We start from the raw sequence: 21,935 nt of genomic DNA, 5'->3' as shown, positions 1-21,935 counted from the left end.
TCACAGTCCCGCCTGTTTGTCCTGCCAGCGCGCCTGCGCAATTGCGAAGGATGGCGCGGCGACGGCGAGCATGCGCATGGGAATGCGGCCCGCGCGCGCCAGTCCGATCGGCAGGTCCTGAAGGCGCGCGCCGCCCGCTGCTGCGGCCATGACCTCGCCCAGCATGGCCGTCAGGGCGATACCGCGCCCGTTGCAGCCGATGCCGCCGAGAAAGCCCGGCCCGAACTCGTAGAGATGCGGCAGGAAGTCGGTCGTCATCGCCGCCGTACCGCGCCAGACAAAGGCGGCTTCGGGCGTTTCCGGCAAGGCGAGTTCGCGCTGAAGGCGCTCAACGATCATCCGCGCCATCCGCTCTTCCGCCCGGACAGGCAGGATCGCCATGCCGCCGCTGATCAGGCGGTTATCGCGGTCGAGACGGTAGGTCATCAAATTCGCCCGCGTGTCGGCGACCGGGTTGCGCTGCGGGGAAATCCTGCGGACGATTGCCGCGTCGATGGGCTGGGTGGCGATCTGATAGACGGTGAGCGGCACCGTCGACCGGCCGAGACGGCGTGCCGCCCCCTGTTCGAACGCATTGGTGCAGAGGAGGACCTGCTCGGCGTGAACCGTCCGCTCGCCGCAGCCGAGGCGCCAGCCGTGTCCAGCCCGCTCTATGCGGCCGACCGGACAGCGCTCGTAGATATGCCCGCCGAGAGCGGTCACGGCGCCGGCGAGGCCATAGGCATAGTTTAAGGGATGGAGCATGCCCCCGCTCACATCGAGCAGGGCGCCGACGCAATGCTTTAGCCCGGAACGGGCGCGCGCGCTCGCCTCATCCAGCATGGAAACGGGCCTGCCGAGGTCCCGCCAGGCTTCGGCCCGGCGCGCAAGCACCTCCACCATGGCGGGCGAATGGGCAACATGCATCCAGCCGACCTGCTCGGCGTCGCAGGCGATGTCGTGGTCGCGGATCGTCGCGAAGACCCGGTCGGCGCCGGCGCCGATCATACTGAGGAGCCGCTCGCCGCGCTCCCGCCCCAGCCGCGCGATGACGGCGGCCGGATCGGCCTTCGCGAAATTCGGCACGACGAAACCGGCGTTGAGGCCGCTCGCCCCCGCGCCGATCGCATCCGCCTCCAGCACAACGACCTTTGCGCCTGCGCGGGCGAGATGCAGCGCCGCGGTCAAGCCGGTGAAGCCCGCTCCGATCACAGCGATGTCCGCGGTGATATCTGTCGTCAGTGTATCCGTGTACGGCCGCGGCGCAGCCGTGCTCCACCAGACGGTCCTTTGGTATTGGGGTGCCGCCGGGTCGTATCGCCTCGCTGACGTCATCGCGTCGTGAACTCCGGCAGATCAAAGGCTGTGACGGGGGGAACGTCCCCCGTCCAGGGGGCGATCTCGACAAGGCAGCTTTGCGCACTGCAGCCCTGGGACAGGGAGGAGGCCGGCGCGTCGCGCGTCAGCACGTTCGGGTTGCCATGCCGGTCGAGATCCGTCGCGGGATCAGGGTCATACCAGGCGCCGGTCGACAGGCGGGCGACGCCGGGCATGATATCGTCGCTGATAATAGCCCCGGCCAGGCAGCGGCCGCGATCATTGAACACTTCGACGATCTGTCCGTCGGCTATGCCGCGGGCGGCCGCGTCGGCCGGGTTGAGATAGACCGGCTCGCGTTCCGCGACCTTGCCGGCGCGGCTATGGGGGCTCGCGTCGAGCTGGCTGTGCAGGCGCCGCGCGGGCTGATCCGTGAGCAAATGCAGCGGAAAACACTTCGCCTTGTCCGCACCGAGCCACTCGGAGGGTTCCCGCCAGACCGCATGGCCGGGACAATCCGACAGCCCGAAGCCGGCAATCTTCTCCGAAAAGATCTCGATGCGTCCGGACGGGGTTCGCAGCGGACGGCGCGCGGGATCGGCAACGAAGTCCGCGAGCATCGTCGCCGGGCGATCATGTGCGGTCAGATCGACGAGCCCCTCCCGCCAGAAGCTGTCGAAATCGGGCAGGGCGAACCCACGCTCGTGATTGACTGCGAGGCCTTCGTCATAGAGGCGGCGCAGCCATCCCATCGTGTCGAGGTTTTCGGTGAAGGTTTCGGCGCAGCCGAGCCGGTCGGCAAGCGCCGCGAAGATATCGTAGTCGTCGCGTGCTTCATGCGCGGGCGGCACGACGCGCTTCATCGCCACGAGAAAGGCTTCCAGCGTCGCGGAGCCGATATCGTCGCGCTCGAGCGTCGTCGTGGCCGGCAGGATGATATCGGCACGCTTGGCCGTCGCCGTCCAATACTGTTCATTGACGACGATCGTCTCCGGCTTTTGCCAGGCCCGCCTCAGCCGGTTGAGATCCTGATGGTGGTGGAAGGGATTGCCTCCGGCCCAGTAGATCAGTCGAATATCGGGATAGGCGAAGGTCTGGCCGTTGTAGGTGAAGGGCTCCCCCGGCCCGAGCAGCATGTCGGCGATCCGCGCGACGGGGATGAAGTCGGGGATGCCCGGGCGTCCCTGCGAAAGCGTCGGTCCCTTCACTCTCGCATGCGCGCTGCCCACGAGATTGGCCGCGCCGTAGCCCACGCCGAAGCCGCCGCCAGGCTGGCCGATCTGCCCGAGCATAGCGGCCAGCGCAATCACCGCCCAGAACGGCTGTTCGCCATGGCTGGCGCGCTGCATCGACCACGACACGTTGAGCATGGTCCGTGAAGCGGCCATGCGTCGCGCCAGCGCGGCGATCGTCGCCGCCGGCACGCCGCTGATCGTCTCAGCCCATTCCGGCGTCTTGGCTATGCCGTCGGCGGCGCCCGTCAGATAAGCCGCGAAGGTGTCGTATCCAACGCAGCAGCGATCGAGGAAGTCGCGATCGACGCGGTTCTCCGAGCACAGCACGAAACCGAGGGCCAGCATCACCGCGGTATCGGTGTTGGGGCGGCACGCAATCCACTCCGCATCGACGCCGGCCTTGCCGAGATTGTCGCGGACCGGGCCGATATTCACGAATGGCACGCCGGCCTGCCGCATGCTGGCGAGGCCAAGCGCCACGCCGTGCAGCCCGACGCCGCCGGCATTCATTTGCGCATTCTTCACCGGCACGCCGCCGAAGGTGACGAAGAGTTCGGTATGACGGGCCATCACCTCCCAGGAGGTATGGCTCGCCATCAACTCGTCCATGCTGGCGACGATATGCGGCAACACCACATTGGCAGCGCCGAGGCTGTAGGAATCGACATGCCGGACATAGCCGCCCGCGGCATTGAGGAAGCGGTGCACCTGGCTCTGCGCATGGTGGAAACGCCCCGCGCTCGACCAGCCGTAGGAGCCGCCGAAGATCGCACTGTTTCCGAAATGCTTGCGGACACGCGCGATTTCACCGGCGACGAGATCGAGCGCCTCGTCCCACGGCACCTCGACGAAGGCATCCTGCCCCCGCCGCTCCGGTGACGCGCCAGGTCCATCGCGCAGCCAGCTTTCGCGGATCGCGGGCCGCCGCACCCGCAGACGCTTCAACGCCGGATCGAGTTGGTAGAGGCCGATCGGATTCGGGTCGGGATCGCGCCGGAATGGAGCGATGGCGGGATCGCGCCCCGTCCGTGGCTCGACCTCGTAGAGCCCCCAATGCGACAACGTGTAATGCGCCATGGCTATCTCAGACGGACGGGCCTAGTGGAGCGAAATTTGACATTTGAGTCCCGCCAGACATGAGGCGCCAGATCAAATGTCAAATTCAAAAGCTCCACTAAAACCATTAACTTCCTAGTGGTTCTCGTTGCTCCGACATTTGCTCCGAGGCCTGTATAAGGCGGATGCAAATGTCGGAGCAGAACCACTAGCCCGCGCGTCACCGAGCTCCTTGTTGTGTCAGCCGTCGATCTCTTTGAACAGCTTCTGCATATCTTCGGTCGAGAAGCTGCGGTCAATGACGAGATCGGTACCATCGACACGCCAGGCGAGCGCCGGACCGCTGACGTCGCCATTGGCGTCGAACTCAACCGGGCCGGTTGCGCCGAGATATTTGATCGGCGCGCCCTTCCCGATCAGCCCAAGAGCCTTCTTGAACTCGGCGGGACCGGTCGAGACCGTCTCCCCGCCGGCCACATGGACCTTGCGGATCGCATCGCGGATGGCGGTGCCCGAGAGGTCGGGGGCGATATTCATCGCTAGTCCCAGCACCATCACGGCGTCATAGATATTGTAGATACCGGGGCCAGCCGCGCTCGCCTTGAACTCGGCCTCGAAGGCGTCCTTGAAGACATTGACGGACGGGCCGGCTGCCGAAGCATTATCCGTACCGAACGCCTTGGCCAGATATTTACCGCCGACGGCCTTGACGAAGTCCGGGCTGCGCAGGGCGTTGTTGAGGATCAGGTTCTGCGTGCCGCCGAGCGATATCCACTCCCGCGCGATCGTCGCGCCATCCTGCGGGAAGGCGACGAGGAACATCGCATCCGGCTTCTCGGCGAGGGCGGAAGCGACCTCTGCGCGATAGGAGGCCTGATTCTCGTTGAAGCCGACGGCCTTGACGACCTTGCCGCCGAATGCCTCGGTCGCGCGCGTGAAGTCCTTCACCAGGCTCGTGCCGTAGTCGGTGTTGACGTAGATCATCGCGATGCGCTTCCAGCCGCGCTCGGCCGCGATCTTTGCCGGCGGGTAGGCCAGGTTCTTCACCGTCGGAAAGGTGCGGAAGAAGAAGCCGCCGGTTTTCCCTTCCTGCGCCATCGTCGTGAGGATAGGCGCGGATGAACAGCAGGCGATCTGCGGAATCTTGGAAGGCACCGAAACCGAGGTCAGCACGGGAATGGTGACGCCGCTGGAGATCGCTGCAGTCAGCGCCGCGACCCGCTCGACCTCGACGAGGAACTTGGCGGCGTCGACGCCGACATTGGGCTGTCCCTGATCGTCGCGCAGCACGAGCTCGACCGGGCATCCCTTGACGCCGCCCCCGCCATTGATGTGCTGCACGGCGAGCTGGGCGCTGTTGGCGATGTTCTTCCCGACGGATCCCATCGACCCGGTCAACGACAGGACACCGCCGATCTTGACCGGGCAAGCCACGCTTTGCGCCATGACCTGCGACGGCGCCAGGGCTGACCCGGCAGCGCCTACGGCGCAGGCGATGAGCAGAGTTCTGATTATGTGCGACACGGCTTTCCCCTCTCTTATGTTTTGGTCGAAACGATACCGATAGCCCTCTGCAATGCCCGAGGCTCCGGCATGATCTTGCATCATTTGATCATAAGAGCATACAAACGGGAGGTGATAAAGCGCCCAGGCGACACTGCGGAAGTCCAATGACTGTTTGATTTTTATGTGGTTCATACGCACCATTCGCCGTTCGACGCTTGCGCGCGGAACAACGCAAACGCCGTGCAACGACACCCTTCGGGAGTTCTAAGGCCAGGCGATAGCTTGTCCCGGCAAGGCTGGCGTCCTATGTTGCAAATCGAAGCATCGTTTGATCAAAAAGTGATCTGGAATGGCCATCGATTTCCTTGAGCCGGTCTCGTCGCGCTCGACGATTCAAGACGGCGTCTACCGGCAGCTGCGGCATGCGCTGATGTCCGGACATTTCGAACCGGGGCAGACCCTGACAATCGCCGTTCTTGCGGAGACGTTCCGGACGAGCCACATGCCGGTGCGCGAGGCCCTGCGTCGCCTGACCGCTGAAAATGCGCTGGTCGTCGTTGCCAGCGGATCTGCCAAAGTGCCGACGGTCAGCCTGGCCGGCTTGAACGATCTATGCCTCACGCGCATCTCGCTCGAGACGCTTGCCGTCAAGCTGGCCGCCGCGCGCAGCACGGCCGAAGACCGCAGGCGATTCACGGCGCTGATGCTGGAGCATGAGGATGCCGCCGCCGAACGCAACCTTGCCAGGATGCTTGCCCAAAACCAGGAATTCCACTTCGCGATCTATGACAGCTGCGGTTCGGCCGTTGTCGTGCAATTCATCCAGACGCTCTGGCTCCGCTTCGGGCCCTATATGCGTATGCTCTCGAACTATATCGAGCCCCTTCTGATCACCGGCAGCTACACACCGAGCTCCCACCACCGGCACCTCGTTGCGGCGATCGAGGCGGGCGATGCCCGCGCAGCGGCCAAGGCGGTGAAGGGCGACATCGAGACGACCCAGGACCTTCTCCGCCGGCTGTGTCGCGAGGAGGTCGGGAATTCGACACCCAAGCGCAAGAAGAAGCGCTGAATCGCGACGCCTCGCCACCGGCTCCGCTCAGGCGGCGTGACGCGACGTGGTGCTGCGTTCGCCGATCAGGCCGCGTGGGCGCAGCAGGAGCGTCAGCACCAGGATGAGCCCGATGACCAGGGACTGCAGCGCGCCGCCATAAGCCTGATATTGCGCGGGAACCAGCAGGGATGTCGCGGCGCCGATCAGCGTCCACAGCGCCCAGACCACGATCGCGCCGAGGATCGCGCCCTTGTTGTTGCCGCTGCCGCCGATGATCAGCATCGTCCAGATCTGGAAGGTCAGGATCGGCATGAAGTCGGAAGGGCTGATAAAGCCCACGAAGCCGACGTAGAGCGCGCCGCCGAGCCCCATGAGCATGGAGCCCAGCACGAAGGCCTGGAGCCGGAACAGGCTGATATTCTTCCCGAGGGTCTGCGCGGCGATCTCGTCCTCGCGGATCGCCTTCAGCACGCGCCCCCAGGGTGATTCAACGAGCCGCTGCAGGCCGGCGTAGACCAGCGCGACGATCGCCAGGACAAGCGCGAGATAGCAGAGATTGTTGATGATGGGCGAGCCGGTCAGGCCGCGGGCGGGGTTGGGGATCGATGCGATGCCCATGGCGCCGCCGGTCAGCGGGTCGGCGTTCAGGGCGAGGAGCTGGATCGTCGAGGCGATGCCGAAGGTCGCGATCGCCAGATAGTCGTCGCGCAATTTGAGCGTGGCAAGGCCGATGACAAGGGCAGCTAAGGCCGAAGCGACCATGGCGCCGGCCAGCCCGGCGAGCCAGGGCAGGCCGAAATTGCCGATAAGCTCGGGGCGTGGTGGCGCGGTCAGGATCGCAAAGGCGTAGGCGCCGATGGCATAAAAGCCGACGATGCCCGCATTGAAGAGGCCTGTCGCGCCCCACTGCAGATTGAGCCCGAGCACGACCACCGCGAGGATCAGCGCGACGCTCGTGAAAAACACGAGATAGGACAACAGACCGATCATTCCGCCCTCACGCGCGTGTCGACTTGGCGAAGAGCCCCTGCGGCCGGACATAGAGCACGAGCAGGAGCAACAGGAATGGCACCGCAGGCTTGTAGCTTGCGGGAATGACCAGGACGGAGAGGCTTTCCGCCAGTCCGACGATCAGTCCGCCGACAACGGCGCCAAAGAGGCTGCCGGACCCGCCGAGCACAGCCGCGGTGAGAACGGCGAGCAGCATGTTGAAGCCGAGCTCCGGCCTGATCTGGACGGTGAGCCCGGTGAACACGCCGGCACAGGCCGCCAGCATGCCCGCCAGCAACCACGTCCAGCGGATGACGCTCGCCGTATCGATGCCGCACGCCTGCGACAATGCCGGGCTGTCCGCCATCGCGCGCATCGCGACACCCACTCTGCTCGACTGCAGGAAGAGATGCAGCGAGACGACAAGGATAAGTGTCAGGGCCAGCACGAACACATGATCGGGCAGGAGGCGCACGTCGGGCAGGACTTCGATCGCGATCTGAAGCTCCTGGCCGTAGTAATGCGCATCCGGTCCCCACAGCAGCAGGACGAGATTGCGCAGCATCAGTGCCACGCCGAAGCTGGCAAAGACGAGCGTGAGAGCCGCCGCGCGGCGCGAGCGCAGCCGGCTGAAGACGAGTCTGTCGACCGCAATCGCGACCAATCCTGTCCCGATACCGGCGAGAATCGTTGCAACGATCAGGGGCAGGCCGAAGGACAACGCGCCGATCGGCTCCGCCGCTCCCATAAGGGTGACGAGGGCCAGCGCGAGATAGGCGCCGACCGTCAGAAACTCGGCATGGGCAAAGTTCGCGAATTTCAGGATTTGCGAACTCAGCGAATAGCCGATCGCGCCGAGTGCAAGAATTCCGCCCGTCAAAAGGCCGTCTGCAATCGCCTGGCCGATCATGGCGCTCTCCGGAATCCAAGGAAGGCTTCAGCGATGGCCGCGTCGTCGAGCAGGTCGCGCGCCGTGCCTGTCGTGTGATTGCGCCCCTCCACCAGGACATAGCCCCTGTCAGAGATGCGCAGCGCCGCTTTCGCGTTCTGCTCGACCATCAGCACCGCGACGCCGCTGTCGGCGAGCGCACGCAGGTCGGCGAGAACCTCCTGGACCACCTTCGGCGCAAGGCCGGCCGTCGGCTCGTCCAGCATGATCAGCCGCGGCTCGGTCATCAGGGCGCGCGCGACGGCGAGCATCTGCCGTTGGCCGCCGGACAGGACGTTGGCGGCCGACCGTCGGTGATTGGCAAGCGCGGGGAACCTCTCGAAGGCGCGCGCGAGCCGTTCGCGCAGCAGCGCCTTGGAAAGGGTGTGCCCGCCTGCGATCAGATTGTCCTCAATCGAAAGAGAGGCAAAGACATTGCCGGTCTGGGGCACGAAACCGACGCCGGCTGCTATGATGGCGTAGGTGGACCGCCCCGTGATGTCCTGATCGTCGAATTGGATGGTGCCGCCTTCGATCATGACGAGGCCGGCGAGCGCCTTCATGAAGGTCGACTTGCCCGCGCCGTTGGGGCCGACCAGGGTGACGAGCTCGCCGGGGGCGACATCGACGGAGATGTCGTGGACGATCGGCAGGCCTCGGCGATAGCTGGCGCGCAGATTGCGCGTGACGAGCAGTGGCCTGATCATAGCGCCAGCTCCGTTACGTCGCCCAGATAGGCGTCCACCACGCGCTGTTCCCGAACGACATCCTGCGGACGGCCGGTGAAGATCACCTGCCCCTGCGCCATGACGATGATCGATCCGCAGATCCGCATCACCATATCCATATTGTGCTCGACGATGAGGAAGCCGATTCCCCTCGCGTTCAGCGCCACGATCTTCTCGATCAGGGTTTCCAGCAGCGCCGGATTGACCCCGGCCGCCGGTTCGTCGAGCAGGATGAGCCGCGGCTCCACCATCATGACCCGCGCCAGTTCGAGGAGTTTCTGCTGACCGCCCGAGAGCACGCCCGCCAAGTCCTGCGCCTTGGCGGCCAGCCCTGTGAAGCCGAGCACCTCCATGGCGCGCGCGCGACACCGCTTCTCCTCTTCGCGCACGAGTGCAGGCCGAAACCAGTTGTTCCAGAACTGCTCTCCGGCCTGGGCCGTGGGCGCCAGCATGACGTTTTCGAGCACCGTCATCTTCGGAAACGGGCGCGGAATCTGGAAGGTGCGCGCCAATCCGGCGCGAAAGATCCGATCCGGCCGGAAACCCGTGATCGATTGGCCCGCAAAATCGATCTCTCCGGCGCTCGGCATGACCTCGCCCGCAATCAGACCGAAAAGTGTGCTTTTGCCGGCCCCATTCGGACCGATGAGCCCGGTGATGCCGCCGTCGGCGATAGACAGGCTCACGTTGTCGACGGCGCGCAGGGCACCGAAGCTGCGCGATAAGCCACGCGTTGCGAGGATGACGTCGCTCATCTCATCATGCCGCTCTGGAGGGTGAGAGATCGATTTCCGGAAGTCATTGCCGCGCTCACAGCCGGTTGAAGAAGTTGCTGAGGCGATTCATGCCTTCTTCCAGTCGCGCGGAACTTTCCGAGCCGAAGCAGATGCGCAGATGTCCTTCGCCCGCCGCGCCATAGAAGCTGCCGGCTTCCACCACCACATGGGCCTGCTCGAGGATCATATCGGCGAGAACCTGGGAGGGCAGCCCGGTGCCCGAGATATCGGGAAACGCATAGATGGCGCCTTGCGGCAGGGCGCAGCGCACGCCCGGCATCTGGTTCAACCGCTGCACCACGAAATCGCGCTTGCGGCGATCGTCCTCGACAAGCGCGGCGAGGACCTCACCCGGGCCGGTGATTGCGGCATGGGCACCGGCCTGAATGAACGTATTCACATGCGTGACGTCGTTCGCCGTGATCTTCAGGAGCCCCGCCATAGCCCAGGCCGGCGCGGCGAGATAGCCGATCCGCCAGCCGTCCATCGCGAAGGACTTGGTGAAGGCGAAGGCCGAGAAGGTGCGCTCGGCCATGCCGGGAAGCGAGGCGATGCTGCAATGCGCCGCGCCGTCATAGACGATGTCCTCATACACTTCGTCGGCGAAGATCAACAGATCATGCCGGCCCGCGAGGCCCGCGAGCCCCTCCAGCTCCGACCGTGTGAACACCCGGCCCGTCGGGTTGACCGGATTGACGAGCACGATCATGCGCGTGCGGCTCGTGATCCGGCTTTCGATGCGCTCCGGGGCGAGCCGAAAATCATCGGCCGGATCAAGCGCTGCGAAGACGGGTTTTGCACCGGCCAGTTCGATCTTGCCGATATGCTGGGGGTAATGGGGATCGATCAGGATGACCTCATCGCCCTCATCGAGCAGCGCCATGAAGACGGCAAAGGCCGCATGTGTCAGCCCGTTCGTGACGAGAACCGTGGCAGGCGTGGCCGCGATCCCGTTGCGCGTCCGCAGCTTTTCCGCGAGAGCGTTCCGCAACGGTGCCGTTCCCGCCAGGTCGCTGTAATGGACATCTCCGGCGAGCAGCGCGTCGATCGTCGCGCGCTTGATGTGCTCCGGCGTATCGGCGACCGGCCGGCCCAATTCCAGATGGATGAGATCATGGCCGGCACCGCTCAGCGCTGCCGCCTTCTGGTACATGCCGAAGGATTTCTTCGCCGTTCCGGAAATCCGCTGGGCGACGCGCCTCATCGTCCGGCCTCCTTGGATGCAATGGCGCCCGGCTCGCGGCGACGCTGATCGTCGCCCGAGGGCGGGAACACGCCATATGCCGGGTCATGGCCGGCCGTTCCTGAAACAAGGATCCGATCCCCGTCGACGAGCGCCGGCGCATGGCCGGCCAGCTTCCCGAATTCCGAACCCGTGTAGATCGCTCGCCGGCCCATGGGATCCCTATGAGTGCTCGTTTGATCAAATTATCTATTCTGCTTTCTAGCACATTCGGGGTGACATGCAACGGCGGATGGCAGCGTTCTCCGGAGTTTGAGCGAGCGTGGGCTGGGGCGGCACGCGCAGACAGGAAGGCTGAAGCCGTTCGTTCCGGGCCCCGCGCAGCCGACCTCAAGTCCGATGGACTTGGCTTCCGCTCAGGTGTAATCATGCAAGTCTTCCTATCTTGCTACTTCGCATCCGCGCAGTGAGCTTTCCACGAGGACTATCGAATGATTGCTAAAGCCCGGCGTATGCGCATGCACACGTGGTCGATTCCTGTCGCTATCGCGGCCCTGTTGTCGCTCGCCGGCTGCGTGTCGTCGCCGGTTCCGGTGAAGGTCCCGACCGCGCAGAGCGTCGCCGGGCTGTCTCCGTCCGGCACGGTGACCCTGACCGAAGCTGTCGTCGGCGGTTTCGTGGCCGGTGAGGGCATCTTGACGGTTGAGGGAAAGAAATACCCGTTCCGCTTGATCGGCAGCGTGATTGGCCCGGGGGGCGCGTCTAAAGTCGTTGTCACGGGCGATGTCTACAAGCTCACCGACATCGCGATGTTCGAGGGCGTTTACGCGCAAGGCACCGGCAAGGTGGGTCTGGAAACGTCGGGCGGCAGCGAACTCTGGCTTGAGAACAAGGCCGGCGTGATCATGCACCTGCGCGGCGCCAGCGCCGGGATTAGCCTCAGCCTCGGCCGCGACGAGGTCTTCATTCAAATGAAGGGAAAATGACTCGGAGCGACGAGTAAACCGACCAGGCGCCCGGGATAAGGAATGGCGCGGCATGGCGGAGTTGGCGCTGTGCCATCGCCTCTCGAGCGCTGGACTTTCGGGATGGGCGCGCCCCGTTTGTCCCGAAGTCCCGCCCGGTCGTGGGCGCGTCCAAACCGGATGTGCTCGAAATCGGATGTGCTTTAAGGCGTGGAACGATCGACCATCGCCTTGGCGGCCTGGACGGCGATCGGGTAGCCCTCCGCTCCGAGGCCGGCGATGACCGCGGTCGCCGCCAGCGAGACATAGGAGCGGTGATAGATCGGCTCGCGGCGGTGGATGTTTGTGATATGCAGCTCGATGATCGGGCCAGGAAACATCTTGAGCGCGTCGAGGATCGCCATCGAGGTAAAGCTGAAGGCGGCGGGATTGATGACGATGGCGGAGCCTTCGTCGATCGCCTCGTGGATCCAGTCGATCAGTTCATACTCGCGGTTGGACTGGCGGAAATGCAGCGGGGTGTCCCCCGCGGCCTCACGGCACATGGCCTCGATCTGGGCCAGCGTCGTCGCGCCATAGAGATGCGGCTCGCGCGTGCCGAGGCGGTTTAGATTGGGGCCGTTGAGGACATAGATGGGCTTGGTCACGAGAGCACCTGTCATATGCGTTGTCGCCGGCCGGACGATCAGCCCTGATATCCCATCAGACGGGGAAGCCAGAGGGACAGGCCGGGCCAGAAGGTGATCAGGGCGAGCGCCGCGATCATAGCGGCCAGGAAAGGCATGCAATCCCGCACGATGTCCCGGAGCGGCACGCCGGTGATGGTGTTCATGATGAAGAGCAGCAGCCCGTAGGGCGGCGTGATCAGCCCCAGCATGATGTTGACGACGACGACGACGCCGAAATGCACCATGTCGATGCCGAGCGCCTTCGCGGTTGGGATGAAGACAGGCACGACGATGAGCAGGATCGCCGTACCCTCCAGCATGCATCCGAGCACCAGGAGGATGCCATTGACGAGAAGCAGGAAGCCGATCGGCGACAGGTTCCAGCCCGAAAGCAGAATCTTGATGCTCTCGGGGATGTTCTCGACCGTCACGACATAGTTGAACACCAGCGCCCCGGCGATAAGCATGCCGATCGAGGCGGTCGTCCGCGCGCTATAGGCGAGGGAGCCGTAGGCGTCGCGCAGCGAGACGCTGCGGTAGAGCCATGCCGATATGAGGAGCGCGTAAGCCGCCGCAAGAGCTGCGGCTTCCGTCGGCGTCGTGGCGCCGCCATAAATGCCTCCGAGCAGGACGACGGGCATCATCAGCGCCGGAAAGGCGCGCCAGGTGATGCAAGGCAACTCGCGCAGCGGGATCGGCGGCTCGACTGGAAAATCCCGACGCCGCGCGGTGAGCCCGACGATGCCCATCTGGACACCTGCCATCAACACGCCCGGCACGACACCCGCCAGGAACAGGAAGCCGATCGAAGCGTCCGACACCAGCGCATAGAGCACCATCGGGATCGAGGGCGGGATGATCGGCCCGACGACGGCCGTGGCGGCCGTCAATGCGGCTGCGAAGCTTGCCGGATACTTGCCGTCCTTGGTCATCATCGCCTGCATCATGCGCCCGGTGCCGGCGGCATCGGCGATCGCCGAGCCCGACATGCCCGCGAAAATCAGGCTCTGGACGACGTTGACATGGGCCAGTCCACCTCTGAAGCGGCCGACCAAAGCGTTGCAGAAGAGCAGCAGGCGCTCGGTCATCGAGCCGATGTTCATCAACTCCGCCGCAAGGATGAACAGGGGCACGGCGAGAATAACGTAGTTGGTATACATGCCGTTGAGCAGTTGTTCCGCGGCGATGCTCATATCTTGGCCGGCGAGCAGCAAGTACAGGATCGAACTGGCGATCATCGCATGGCCGATCGGCAGACCGAGCAGCGAGAGTGTGACGATCGCCAGGATGCACAGCGCGAATGGGCTGGTCATACGCCTGATCCCGCTTTGGTCGGATCGAAGGCCTCGGGCGCATTGCCGCGCATTGCCCGCCAGCCGAGCCAAAGATAACGGGCGATCGAAGCCACCGCGAAGGCGAGATAGATCGCATAAACCCAGTTGAAGGGCAGCTTCAGATAAGCCGTCCGCTCGACTTTCATGAAAGAGACGTAGTCAGCCATCGCCGGCAGGGAGATGGTGTAAAGCACGACCAGCGCGGCGGCGGTGACGACCGCCATCACCCGCCGCGCGCGCCGCCCGACCGCGCCATAGATGATGTCGAAGCGTATCTCCTCGCTCTCGCGGGTGACGAAGGCGGAGCCGAACAGCACGATCCAGAGCCAGAGGATCACGCTGATTTCATGCGTCCAGCCGATCGGCAGGTTGAGCATGTAGCGGAAGACGACTTGCAGGATGAAGACGGCAAACATCGCGCCGAGCATCAATACCAGCACATTTTCGGCGCGGCGGGCCAGCCACCCGCCGAGCGTCCTCAGCCGATCCATCACCACGCTTGGCCCTCCCGCCCCGTCCGCTCAGAGCGCGTTGATCTTTTCGATCATGCCGGGCTTCCAGCTCTTGGCGAGATCGGAGGCGAGATATTTCTTCTGGGCGAAGTCACGGAAGGCGGCGACATCGGGAGTGTAGACCTCGAGCCCCTGCTTTTTGAAGAAGTCGACAAGTTCCTTTTCCTTGTCGAGATGCTGCTTGGCGCTCCAGTCCATGGCCGCGTCGGCGGCTGCCTGAAAGGCGGCCTGCTTTTGCGGCGACATCGCCTTCCAGACCCGGTCGGTGACGCAGAGCAGGTCGAAGCCGACGAGATGGGAGGTCAGCACGATCTGCGACGAGACCTCGTAGAACTTCATGTTCTGGACGTTGGGCAGCGGGTTGTCCTGCCCGTCGATCGCGCCGCTCTGCAAACCCGTATAGACCTCGGCATAGGCCATCGGCGTCGGGTTGGCGCCGAGCGACTGGCCAAGGAACTGCCAGGCATCGCCGCCGGGCATGCGCAGTTTGATCCCGGCCATGTCGGCCGGCGTCGTGATCTTTTTCTTCGGCCGCAGGCCGACCTGACGCGCGCCGAAATAGGTAGGCCCGAGAATCTTGATGTTGAGCTTGTCCTCGGCCGCCTTCTTGAGATCGCTGCCGACGTCGCTTGCGAAGACCTTCTTGAGGTGATCCGCGTCGCGGAAGAGATAGGCCGAGGTCACGATCGACCATTCCGGGATCTGGTTCGAGATGTCCTGCGGCGCGATATTCCCCATTTCGAGGTTGTTGCGCTGCATGGCGACCAGTTCGGTGCCCTGCTTGAAGAGGTTGCCGCCGAAATAGGGCTGCAGGGTGAAGTCTTCTTTGATCGCTTCGCCAAAGCGCTTCATCATCTCGGCGCGGATGTCCTGCTCCGAGAACACCGCCGAAAAGCGCAGATTGGGCTTTGCCTGCGCGAAAGCGCTCCCACTCAAGCCAGCCGCCGCGATGGCCGCGCCCCCCGCGATCAGAGCACGCCTGTCGATTGAATAGGCCATGACGAACCTCCCCTTGTGAACGGACTGTGACGCCGCCTTATGGGTCGCACTATCGCCGCGGGCGGGCTATGGCGCAATATGGTTTTTTTATTTTCGTATGACGTTTTCAATATTGCCATACGAATTGATCCTGCGATGCGGTTTGACTATCATGCCGCCTCCATTCCATAGCGGGGAGCACCCCGTCCGCGCCGGCGGCCGCCGTCCAAGGCAGATCATGCTCAGTATCACTCCACCGCCCCCTTCCATCGGCGAGACGGCCTACCGCCGCATCCGCGCGGATATCATCTTCGGGCGGCTGGCCCCCGGCCAGAAGCTGCGGCTGGAACTGCTGCGCGAGGCCTACGGGGCGAGCGTCAGCACGCTCCGCGAGCTCCTCAACCGGCTGGCTTCGGAAGGGCTGATCGAGGCGGAGGGACAGAAGGGCTTCGCGGTGATGCCTGTGTCCGCCACCAATCTGCGCGAGATCGCCGCGATGCGCCTGCTGCTGGAAGGCCATGCGCTGGCCCAATCCTTCGCGGCCGGCGATATGGAATGGGAGGGCCGCGTCGTCGCGGCCCACCACAAGCTCGCGTTGATGGAGCGGCGCATGCTGGCGGGAGACCGCACCGAGACCGAGCTGTGGAAGCGCTACGATTGGGAATTCCACCACGCGCTCATCTCGGCCTGCGGCTCGCAGGTGCTGCAGGAGACGCATGCGGCGATCTACGACAAATACCTGCGTTACCAGATGGTCGCGGTGGTGTTCCGGGGGGAGATCGCCGCGGAGGAACACAAGCTCCTGCTCGACTATGCGATGGCCCGCGACACAGAGCGTGCCACCGAGATCCTGGCTACCCACGTCAATGCCTGCGTGGACCACACCGCGGCGATGGGCGGGCTGCCCGCGGGGTGAACGGCGCCAGCTGCATATCCCGCACCTCCAACTCTGCGACAGGGATGGCTCCTCATGATCCGCGGCACCACCAAGCTCATCGCCCATCTCGGCTACCCCACCGAAAGCTTCAAGGCGCCGATGATCTACAATCCCTATTTCGCAAGCCGAGCTATCGATGCGGTCGTGGTGCCGATGGGGTGCAAGGCGCCCGAATATCCCGCTTTCCTCAAGCTGCTGTTCAAGCTCACGAATATCCATGGCGCCTTGATCACGATGCCCCACAAGGTGTCGACCATCGCCCTGCTCGACGAGGTGCTGACCACGGCGCAGGTCGCCGGCGCCTGCAACGCAGTCCGGCTGGGCGCCGATGGACAGCTCATCGGCGACATGTTCGACGGCGAGGGCTTCGTGCGCGGCGTTTTGCGCAAGGGGCGCGTCGTGAAGGATGCACGCGCGCTTGTCGTCGGCTGTGGCGGTGTGGGATCGGCCATTGCTGCCTCGCTGGCCAAGGCCGGCGTCGGGCAACTGACGGTCTTCGACCCCGACGCGCGGGCGATGGATGCGCTCGCGAGCCGCCTGCGCACCCATTATCCGCGGCTCAGCCTCGTCGCCGGCTCAGCGGACCCGTCGGGTCAGGATATCGTCGCCAACGCGACCCCGCTCGGGATGAAGCCGGGCGATCCGCTTCCGGTCGATGTCTCACGTCTCGACCCCGGCGCCTTTGTCGGCGAGGTGGTGATGGCGCAGGAGATCACGCCGTTCCTGGAGGCCGCCCGCGCCCGCGGCTGCGCCTATCAGATCGGCATGGACATGCTGTTCGAGCAGATCCCGGCCTATCTCGATTTCTTCGGCTTTCCGACGACGACGCCCGACGAACTGCGCCGATTGGCACAGTTCGGCCACTGACCGGGAGGCCGCATGGCCTGGCAGATCGCGACGATCGCCTTCCCGTCCCCCTTCCGGAAGGCCCCCGGCTGAATGGTTTCACCGTCAACACGGCCTTGGCGACGGCAGCCTATCCCTTCGCCAAGGCGGCCACCGGATCGAGCCGCGAGGCACTGCGCGCCGGCAGATAACCGAACATGACGCCGATCACGCTCGAACACAGAAACGAGACGACAATCGAGGCCGTGGAATAGACGAAGCCGAAGCTGGCGTTGAACATGCTGAACAGGCCGCCGAAGCCGAGCGCCGCTGCAATGCCCAAAAGGCCGCCGATCATGCAGACGAGAATGGCTTCGATCAGGAACTGTCGCAGGATATCACCCTGGCGCGCGCCCACCGCCATACGCACACCGATCTCGGAGACACGCTCGGAGACAGAAACCAGCATGATGTTCATGACGCCAATGCCACCAACGATCAGCGAGATCACGGCGATTGCGGCGATCAGGAGCGTCATGGTCTGTGTCGTGCTGGTGATGGTCTGACGGATGTCGTCGGTGTTCAGGATGAAGAAGTCCTTGGCCCCATGCCGCTTCATGAGGAATTCTGATACAGCCTGTTCTGCAAGGCTTGTGGTGACATTGTCGCTGACGCGCACGGTGATGCTGCGCAGCGAAGTCGATCCGAGAAAGCGTGTCTGCGCCGTCGTGTAGGGAATGTAGAGGGAGGGGCTCTGGCTCGATCCAAACCCGCCCTGCCGCGCCTGCACGACGCCAACGACACGAAGGGGGACCTTGCCGGCAAGGATGACCTGCCCGACCGGGCTTCTGCTATCGGGAAACAATGTGGTCTTCGCATTGACGTCAATGACGACGTCTTGAGCGATCCTGTGCACGCTGGAGGCATCGAAGAGACGGCCATCTGATAACTTCATGCCGGTTGCTGCAAAATACTGATCGCCGACCCCGTTGATGAGAGCACTCGCCTCCGTGGCGCGATAGCGGACGGTGCTGGAAGTCGAGACCGTCGGCGTGACGGCGGCGACATAGGGTTGCTTCGCGAGCTCGGTCGCGTCGGATGCGACAAGCGTGGTGATCTTGCCGGAGCGCGTGTCGCCGAAATCCTTGCCTGCAAAGATCTCGAGCGTGTTCGTGCCGAGACTGGCGATATTCGCCAACACACGCTGCTGCGTGCCTTGGCCCAGGGCAACGACACTGACCACGGAGGCGATGCCGATGATGATGCCGAGCATGGTCAGAAAGGTCCGCAACTGGTGCGCCTTCATCGCGAGGAGCGCCATGCGGAACGCCTCCCGAAAGCGGTCCAGCCAGGCGGCGACGGCCAACCGGACAGGGGCTGCGGCAGCGCGATCCTTCGCGGCCGCGGTGACCTTCTTCCGCTCCTCATTCCTCCTGTCGGAAACGATCTGGCCGTCGCTGATCTCGATGATGCGTTCGGCGCGGCTCGCCACACCCATGTCGTGCGTGACAATGACGACGGTCCGGCCCTCGGCATGCAGCTCGTCGAGAATGCGCAGAACGTCTTCGCCGCTGGTCTTGTCGAGCGCGCCGGTCGGCTCATCGGCGAGGATCACATTGGCATTGTTCATCAGCGCGCGGGCTATGGAGACGCGCTGCTGCTGACCTCCCGACAACTGGCCGGGACGATGATGGCTTCGGTCGGCCATGCCGAGCCGCTCCAGCAAGGCGGCAGCGCGCTTTATCCGCTCGCTTCGATTCCGGCCGGCATAGATCGCAGGGATCTCGACATTGCCGAGCGCGGTCAGTTCACCGAGCAGATGATAGCGCTGGAAGATGAACCCGAAATGGTCCCTCCTGAGCGCCGCAAGGTCGTCCGCGCTCAACAGGGACGTCTCGGCTCCAGACAAGCGATAATGGCCCGATGTCGGCCGGTCGAGGCAACCGATAATGGTCATCAGCGTCGACTTGCCGGAACCCGATGCGCCGACGATGGCCACCATCTCGCCCGCCTCGATGGCGAGGTCGATGTCCTTGAGGACAGTGATGGTCCCGTCGCCGGATGGGAATTCGCGCCTGATCTTTTCCAGGTTGATGAGCGGCACGGCCATGGCCTCACAGGCCCATGGGAGGCGGCCCGCCGGGTCCGCGCGGAGTGCGGGTCGTGTTTCGTGCGGAGGTCTCGCCCATGATCACCCGTTCGCCTTGTTCCAAGCCGGATCGCACCTCCGCGATCACCGTGTTGTTGAGCCCGATGTCGACCTGGCGCAGCGATGTCGTCCCGTCGGCCGCAACCACGCGAACGGCACGGCGGCCGTCGGCATCGGCCGCGCCGAGCGCGGCGGAGGGAAGGGTGAGGACGTTCTCGGCCCGCCCGAGAACAATATGGACCTGGGCCGTCATATAGGTTTTGAGACGGCCATCCGCGTTGGGGACGTTGAAGACGCCGTTGTAGTAGATCGCGCTCGACGAAGAGGAGCTGCTGCTCGACGAAGACGATGTGGTCGACGAACTGAAGCTGCTGTCGCTCCTGATCGATTCCGGCGCCGGCTCGATGGCCTCCAGCGTGGCGTTGTAGCGATGGTCGGGTTCGCCGAGCACGGTGAAATAGAGTGGAAGACCGGGCTTGACCCTGGTGATGTCGGCCTCGGAGATCTCCGTCCGGACCGTCATCGTGTCGAGCTGACCGAGAATGACGATGGTGGGCGCCGACTGCATGGCATTCACCGTCTGTCCCTCCTGACTGACGATCGCTAGGACGGTGCCGTCGATGGGGGCGGTGATCCTGGTGTAGCCGAGGTTGGCCTTTGCGGTTTCGACGGCGACTTCGGCCTCAATGATCTGGGCCTGCAACGCCTCGATCTGGGCCTGCGTGACATCGACGGCCGCGGTGGCGCTCTCGAAATCGGCGTGCGACACGGCATTTTGAGCGATCATGGTCTTCTGTCGCGCCAGGGTCTGTCGGTTGAGGATCAGCGTTGCCCGCTTCTCGGCGAGCTGCGCCTGGACGTTCGCCAGAGACGCCCTGGCCGTGCGCAGGCTGTTCTCCTGCGTCACGGAATCGATCTCGGCGATCAGATCATCGGCCTTCACGGCTTGGCCGAGCTTCACCTTCACCGCGACAATACGACCGGATACCTGCGCACCCACCGCAACGAGCCGGACCGGCTTCAGCGTGCCGGTTGCCAGCACGGTCACTTCGATATCGCCGCGTGCGACCACGGCCGTCATCATCGTGGCGCCCTGCTCGGCCCCGTACCCTTGCCAAAGGAGGTAGAGGCCGAGAGCAAGACCGGCGACCGCGACACCGGGGATGAGGATGCGGACGAACCTCATCGACCGCGCTTTCGTCCAGCAGGCCGGACGCGGCTTGCGGTTGCCGTGAAGTAAAGGATGGTCAAGGCCTCTGGATCGAGCGGCATCGGTCTCAATTGTGTTGGCCGAGCAGGTTGAACTTTCCACCAGACGAGGCGAGATGCGGGCCGGTATTGGTATCGATCACCGCCGGCTTCGAAGCGTCGACCGTGCCGCTCCACCCGCCGCCCAAAGCCTTGTTGAGGGCGATGTAGTCGGTGGTGATGGCGACCTGGCTCGTGATGAAAGCATCCTCAGCCGAATAGAGCGAGCGCTCCGCCTCGAGCAGATCGAGGAAGCTCTGCGAGCCGGACTGATAAAGCGAGCGGCCGAGCGAGGCGGCATCCCGATAATGTTTCGCGGCGACGGCGAGCCTGCCGCTCTTGACGCCTTCCTGCGCAAGCGAAACGATGGCGTTCTCGACATCCTCGAGGGCTGTCAGCACGGCCGATTGGTAAGCGATGAAATACTGGTCGCGCTGTGCCTCGGCGATCTCCACCGCGGCCTTGAGCTGACCGCCGTTGAAGATCGGAACGCTCAGCGTCGGCCCGATCGACCAGCCGATCGATGAATTCTTGCCGAGGTCACCGATCTTCGTGCCCGACGTGGAAACAGAACCCGCCAGGCTAACGCTTGGATAGCGCGCCGCCTCGGCCTCGCCGATCTTGGCCGTATACTGGGCATAACGCCGTTCGGCGAGGCGCAGGTCCGGACGGCTGCGCAGGATATCGGCAGGGATACCCATGGGAATGGGCAATTTCGGTCGGGGAATGGGCGTCGAACGCCTGAGGCGCGCCGTCAGCGCGCCCGGCGGCCTGCCGGTGAGGACCGAGAGCCTGTGCACGGCCTCGGCATTGGACGCTTCGAGGTCGGGTATATTGGCCTCGGTGCTGGCCGCCTGGCCCGCAGCGTTGGCGACGTCGACGGCCGAGGAGGCGCCCGACTCGAACTTGACCCGAGTGAGCGCGGCGGTCTCGCGTTGCGAGGCCGCGGTGCGGCGCGCAAGCGCGATACGGGCCTGATAACCCCGCGCCTCGACATAGTTGGAGGCAACGTCGCCGACCAGAGTAAGCAATGTCGAACGCAGATCCTCCTCGGCCACATCCATGCCATAGTGCGCGGCCTCGACGGCGCGCCGGTTGGCGCCGAAGAGATCGAGTTCCCAGCTCGCATCGAAGCCGGCCTGATATTGCGTGTACGGCCCGCTGACAGTGATATCCCCACCGCTTGACACGTTCGAACCGTTATCGCTGCGCGTCACCGAACCGGAACCGTTGACGCTTGGCAGCAACGCACCGACTGCCTTCCGATAGCTGGCCCGCGCCTCGCGGATCTTGGCCTTCGCGGTCGCGACGTCGAGATTGCCCGCGACCGCTTCCTGAATGAGGTCGTTGAGCAACGGGTCGTTCAGCCGTCGCCACCATTCGGCCAGCTGCGGCGGCCTCGACGACTTTGCTGGCTGCGCTGCGCCCCAAGTCGCTGGGAGGGTAAGATCGGGCTTCTGATAATCGGGGCCGACCACGCAGCCGGCGAGGCCGGTGGTCATGATCAGCATGCCAAGGAAACGGAGCGGTCTGTTCCACGACGTGCCGGCCGGCTTGCCTCGATCGG

19 protein-coding genes are annotated in these 21,935 nt (G+C 64.4%); 4 read left to right on the top strand and 15 right to left on the bottom strand.

Going from position 1 to position 21,935, the window contains the following annotated elements; genetic code table 11:
• From C7450_RS04015 to C7450_RS04005, 3 genes are all read right to left on the bottom strand, one after another.
• Complete coding sequence (locus tag C7450_RS04015) at window positions 1-1,314, bottom strand: NAD(P)/FAD-dependent oxidoreductase (protein WP_110373052.1); 1,314 nt, start codon at window positions 1,312-1,314, stop codon at window positions 1-3.
• Window positions 1,311-3,608, bottom strand: a complete 2,298-nt coding sequence (locus C7450_RS04010; RefSeq protein ID WP_110373051.1) for a molybdopterin guanine dinucleotide-containing S/N-oxide reductase — start codon at window positions 3,606-3,608, stop codon at window positions 1,311-1,313. The genes C7450_RS04015 and C7450_RS04010 overlap by 4 nt, the downstream gene beginning before the upstream one ends.
• A 219-nt stretch (window positions 3,609-3,827) precedes the next feature.
• Window positions 3,828-5,111, bottom strand: a complete 1,284-nt coding sequence (locus tag C7450_RS04005) for an ABC transporter substrate-binding protein (RefSeq protein WP_245449458.1) — start codon at window positions 5,109-5,111, stop codon at window positions 3,828-3,830.
• A 331-nt stretch (window positions 5,112-5,442) separates the two neighbouring features.
• Here C7450_RS04005 and C7450_RS04000 point away from each other — a divergent pair, with 331 nt between their 5' ends.
• Entirely contained in the window at window positions 5,443-6,165 is a 723-nt protein-coding gene (locus tag C7450_RS04000) for a GntR family transcriptional regulator (protein ID WP_110373050.1), read from the top strand.
• A 27-nt stretch (window positions 6,166-6,192) separates the two neighbouring features.
• Here C7450_RS04000 and C7450_RS03995 read toward each other — a convergent pair whose 3' ends face one another.
• Genes C7450_RS03995 through C7450_RS03975 form a run of 5 tightly spaced genes read right to left on the bottom strand, consistent with a single transcriptional unit; the run spans window position 6,193 to window position 10,773 of the window.
• On the bottom strand, window positions 6,193-7,137 hold the full coding sequence (locus C7450_RS03995) for a branched-chain amino acid ABC transporter permease (protein WP_110373049.1): 945 nt from the start codon (window positions 7,135-7,137) through the stop codon (window positions 6,193-6,195).
• 7 nt (window positions 7,138-7,144) lie between these two features.
• On the bottom strand, window positions 7,145-8,047 hold the full coding sequence (locus C7450_RS03990) for a branched-chain amino acid ABC transporter permease (RefSeq protein ID WP_110373048.1): 903 nt from the start codon (window positions 8,045-8,047) through the stop codon (window positions 7,145-7,147).
• Window positions 8,044-8,772: an ABC transporter ATP-binding protein gene (locus C7450_RS03985; RefSeq protein ID WP_110373047.1), complete on the bottom strand. Its 729-nt coding sequence runs from the start codon at window positions 8,770-8,772 to the stop codon at window positions 8,044-8,046. Before C7450_RS03985 ends, C7450_RS03990 begins: the two co-directional genes overlap by 4 nt.
• Window positions 8,769-9,548, bottom strand: a complete 780-nt coding sequence (locus tag C7450_RS03980) for an ABC transporter ATP-binding protein (protein WP_110373046.1) — start codon at window positions 9,546-9,548, stop codon at window positions 8,769-8,771. Before C7450_RS03980 ends, C7450_RS03985 begins: the two co-directional genes overlap by 4 nt.
• A gap of 55 nt (window positions 9,549-9,603) precedes the next feature.
• A complete protein-coding gene (locus C7450_RS03975) occupies window positions 9,604-10,773 on the bottom strand; it encodes a pyridoxal phosphate-dependent aminotransferase (protein WP_110373045.1) in 1,170 nt (389 codons plus the stop codon).
• A 470-nt stretch (window positions 10,774-11,243) separates the two neighbouring features.
• On the opposite strand from C7450_RS03975, the gene C7450_RS03965 reads away from it, so the two are divergent.
• A complete protein-coding gene (locus C7450_RS03965) occupies window positions 11,244-11,738 on the top strand; it encodes a hypothetical protein (protein WP_146227250.1) in 495 nt (164 codons plus the stop codon).
• Between the two features lie 182 nt (window positions 11,739-11,920).
• Here C7450_RS03965 and C7450_RS03960 read toward each other — a convergent pair whose 3' ends face one another.
• The 4 genes from C7450_RS03960 to dctP are packed head-to-tail and all read right to left on the bottom strand — an operon-like array spanning window position 11,921 to window position 15,230.
• Window positions 11,921-12,379: a type II 3-dehydroquinate dehydratase gene (locus C7450_RS03960; protein ID WP_110373042.1), complete on the bottom strand. Its 459-nt coding sequence runs from the start codon at window positions 12,377-12,379 to the stop codon at window positions 11,921-11,923.
• A gap of 23 nt (window positions 12,380-12,402) precedes the next feature.
• Window positions 12,403-13,698 (bottom strand): TRAP transporter large permease, encoded by a 1,296-nt coding sequence (locus C7450_RS03955; protein WP_110373041.1) that lies wholly within the window; start codon window positions 13,696-13,698, stop codon window positions 12,403-12,405.
• Entirely contained in the window at window positions 13,695-14,210 is a 516-nt protein-coding gene (locus C7450_RS03950) for a TRAP transporter small permease (RefSeq protein ID WP_246574166.1), read from the bottom strand. Before C7450_RS03950 ends, C7450_RS03955 begins: the two co-directional genes overlap by 4 nt.
• A gap of 30 nt (window positions 14,211-14,240) precedes the next feature.
• On the bottom strand, window positions 14,241-15,230 hold the full coding sequence (gene dctP, locus C7450_RS03945) for a TRAP transporter substrate-binding protein DctP (protein WP_110373040.1): 990 nt from the start codon (window positions 15,228-15,230) through the stop codon (window positions 14,241-14,243).
• Between the two features lie 217 nt (window positions 15,231-15,447).
• On the opposite strand from dctP, the gene C7450_RS03940 reads away from it, so the two are divergent.
• Together C7450_RS03940 and C7450_RS03935 are read left to right on the top strand one after the other, a co-directional pair.
• Window positions 15,448-16,125, top strand: coding sequence for a GntR family transcriptional regulator (locus C7450_RS03940; protein WP_110373039.1), 678 nt, complete (start codon window positions 15,448-15,450; stop codon window positions 16,123-16,125).
• Window positions 16,126-16,179: 54 nt separating this feature from the next.
• The gene (locus C7450_RS03935; protein ID WP_110373038.1) at window positions 16,180-17,013 is read left to right on the top strand and encodes a shikimate dehydrogenase family protein; all 834 of its coding nucleotides are present in this window, start codon (window positions 16,180-16,182) and stop codon (window positions 17,011-17,013) included.
• Window positions 17,014-17,122: 109 nt separating this feature from the next.
• Here C7450_RS03935 and C7450_RS03930 read toward each other — a convergent pair whose 3' ends face one another.
• From C7450_RS03930 to C7450_RS03920, 3 genes are all read right to left on the bottom strand, one after another.
• Window positions 17,123-19,081 (bottom strand): MacB family efflux pump subunit, encoded by a 1,959-nt coding sequence (locus C7450_RS03930; protein ID WP_110373037.1) that lies wholly within the window; start codon window positions 19,079-19,081, stop codon window positions 17,123-17,125.
• A 4-nt stretch (window positions 19,082-19,085) separates the two neighbouring features.
• Window positions 19,086-20,306, bottom strand: coding sequence for an efflux RND transporter periplasmic adaptor subunit (locus C7450_RS03925; RefSeq protein ID WP_110373036.1), 1,221 nt, complete (start codon window positions 20,304-20,306; stop codon window positions 19,086-19,088).
• Between the two features lie 91 nt (window positions 20,307-20,397).
• Entirely contained in the window at window positions 20,398-21,879 is a 1,482-nt protein-coding gene (locus tag C7450_RS03920; protein ID WP_110373248.1) for an efflux transporter outer membrane subunit, read from the bottom strand.
• Window positions 21,880-21,935 lie beyond the last annotated feature (56 nt).

This window comes from Chelatococcus asaccharovorans (assembly GCF_003201475.1).
In the GTDB taxonomy this organism is placed as follows: Bacteria; Pseudomonadota; Alphaproteobacteria; order Rhizobiales; family Beijerinckiaceae; genus Chelatococcus; species Chelatococcus asaccharovorans.
The sequence above is the reverse complement of the archived record's forward strand: the minus strand, read 5'-3'. Positions and strand labels throughout refer to the sequence as shown.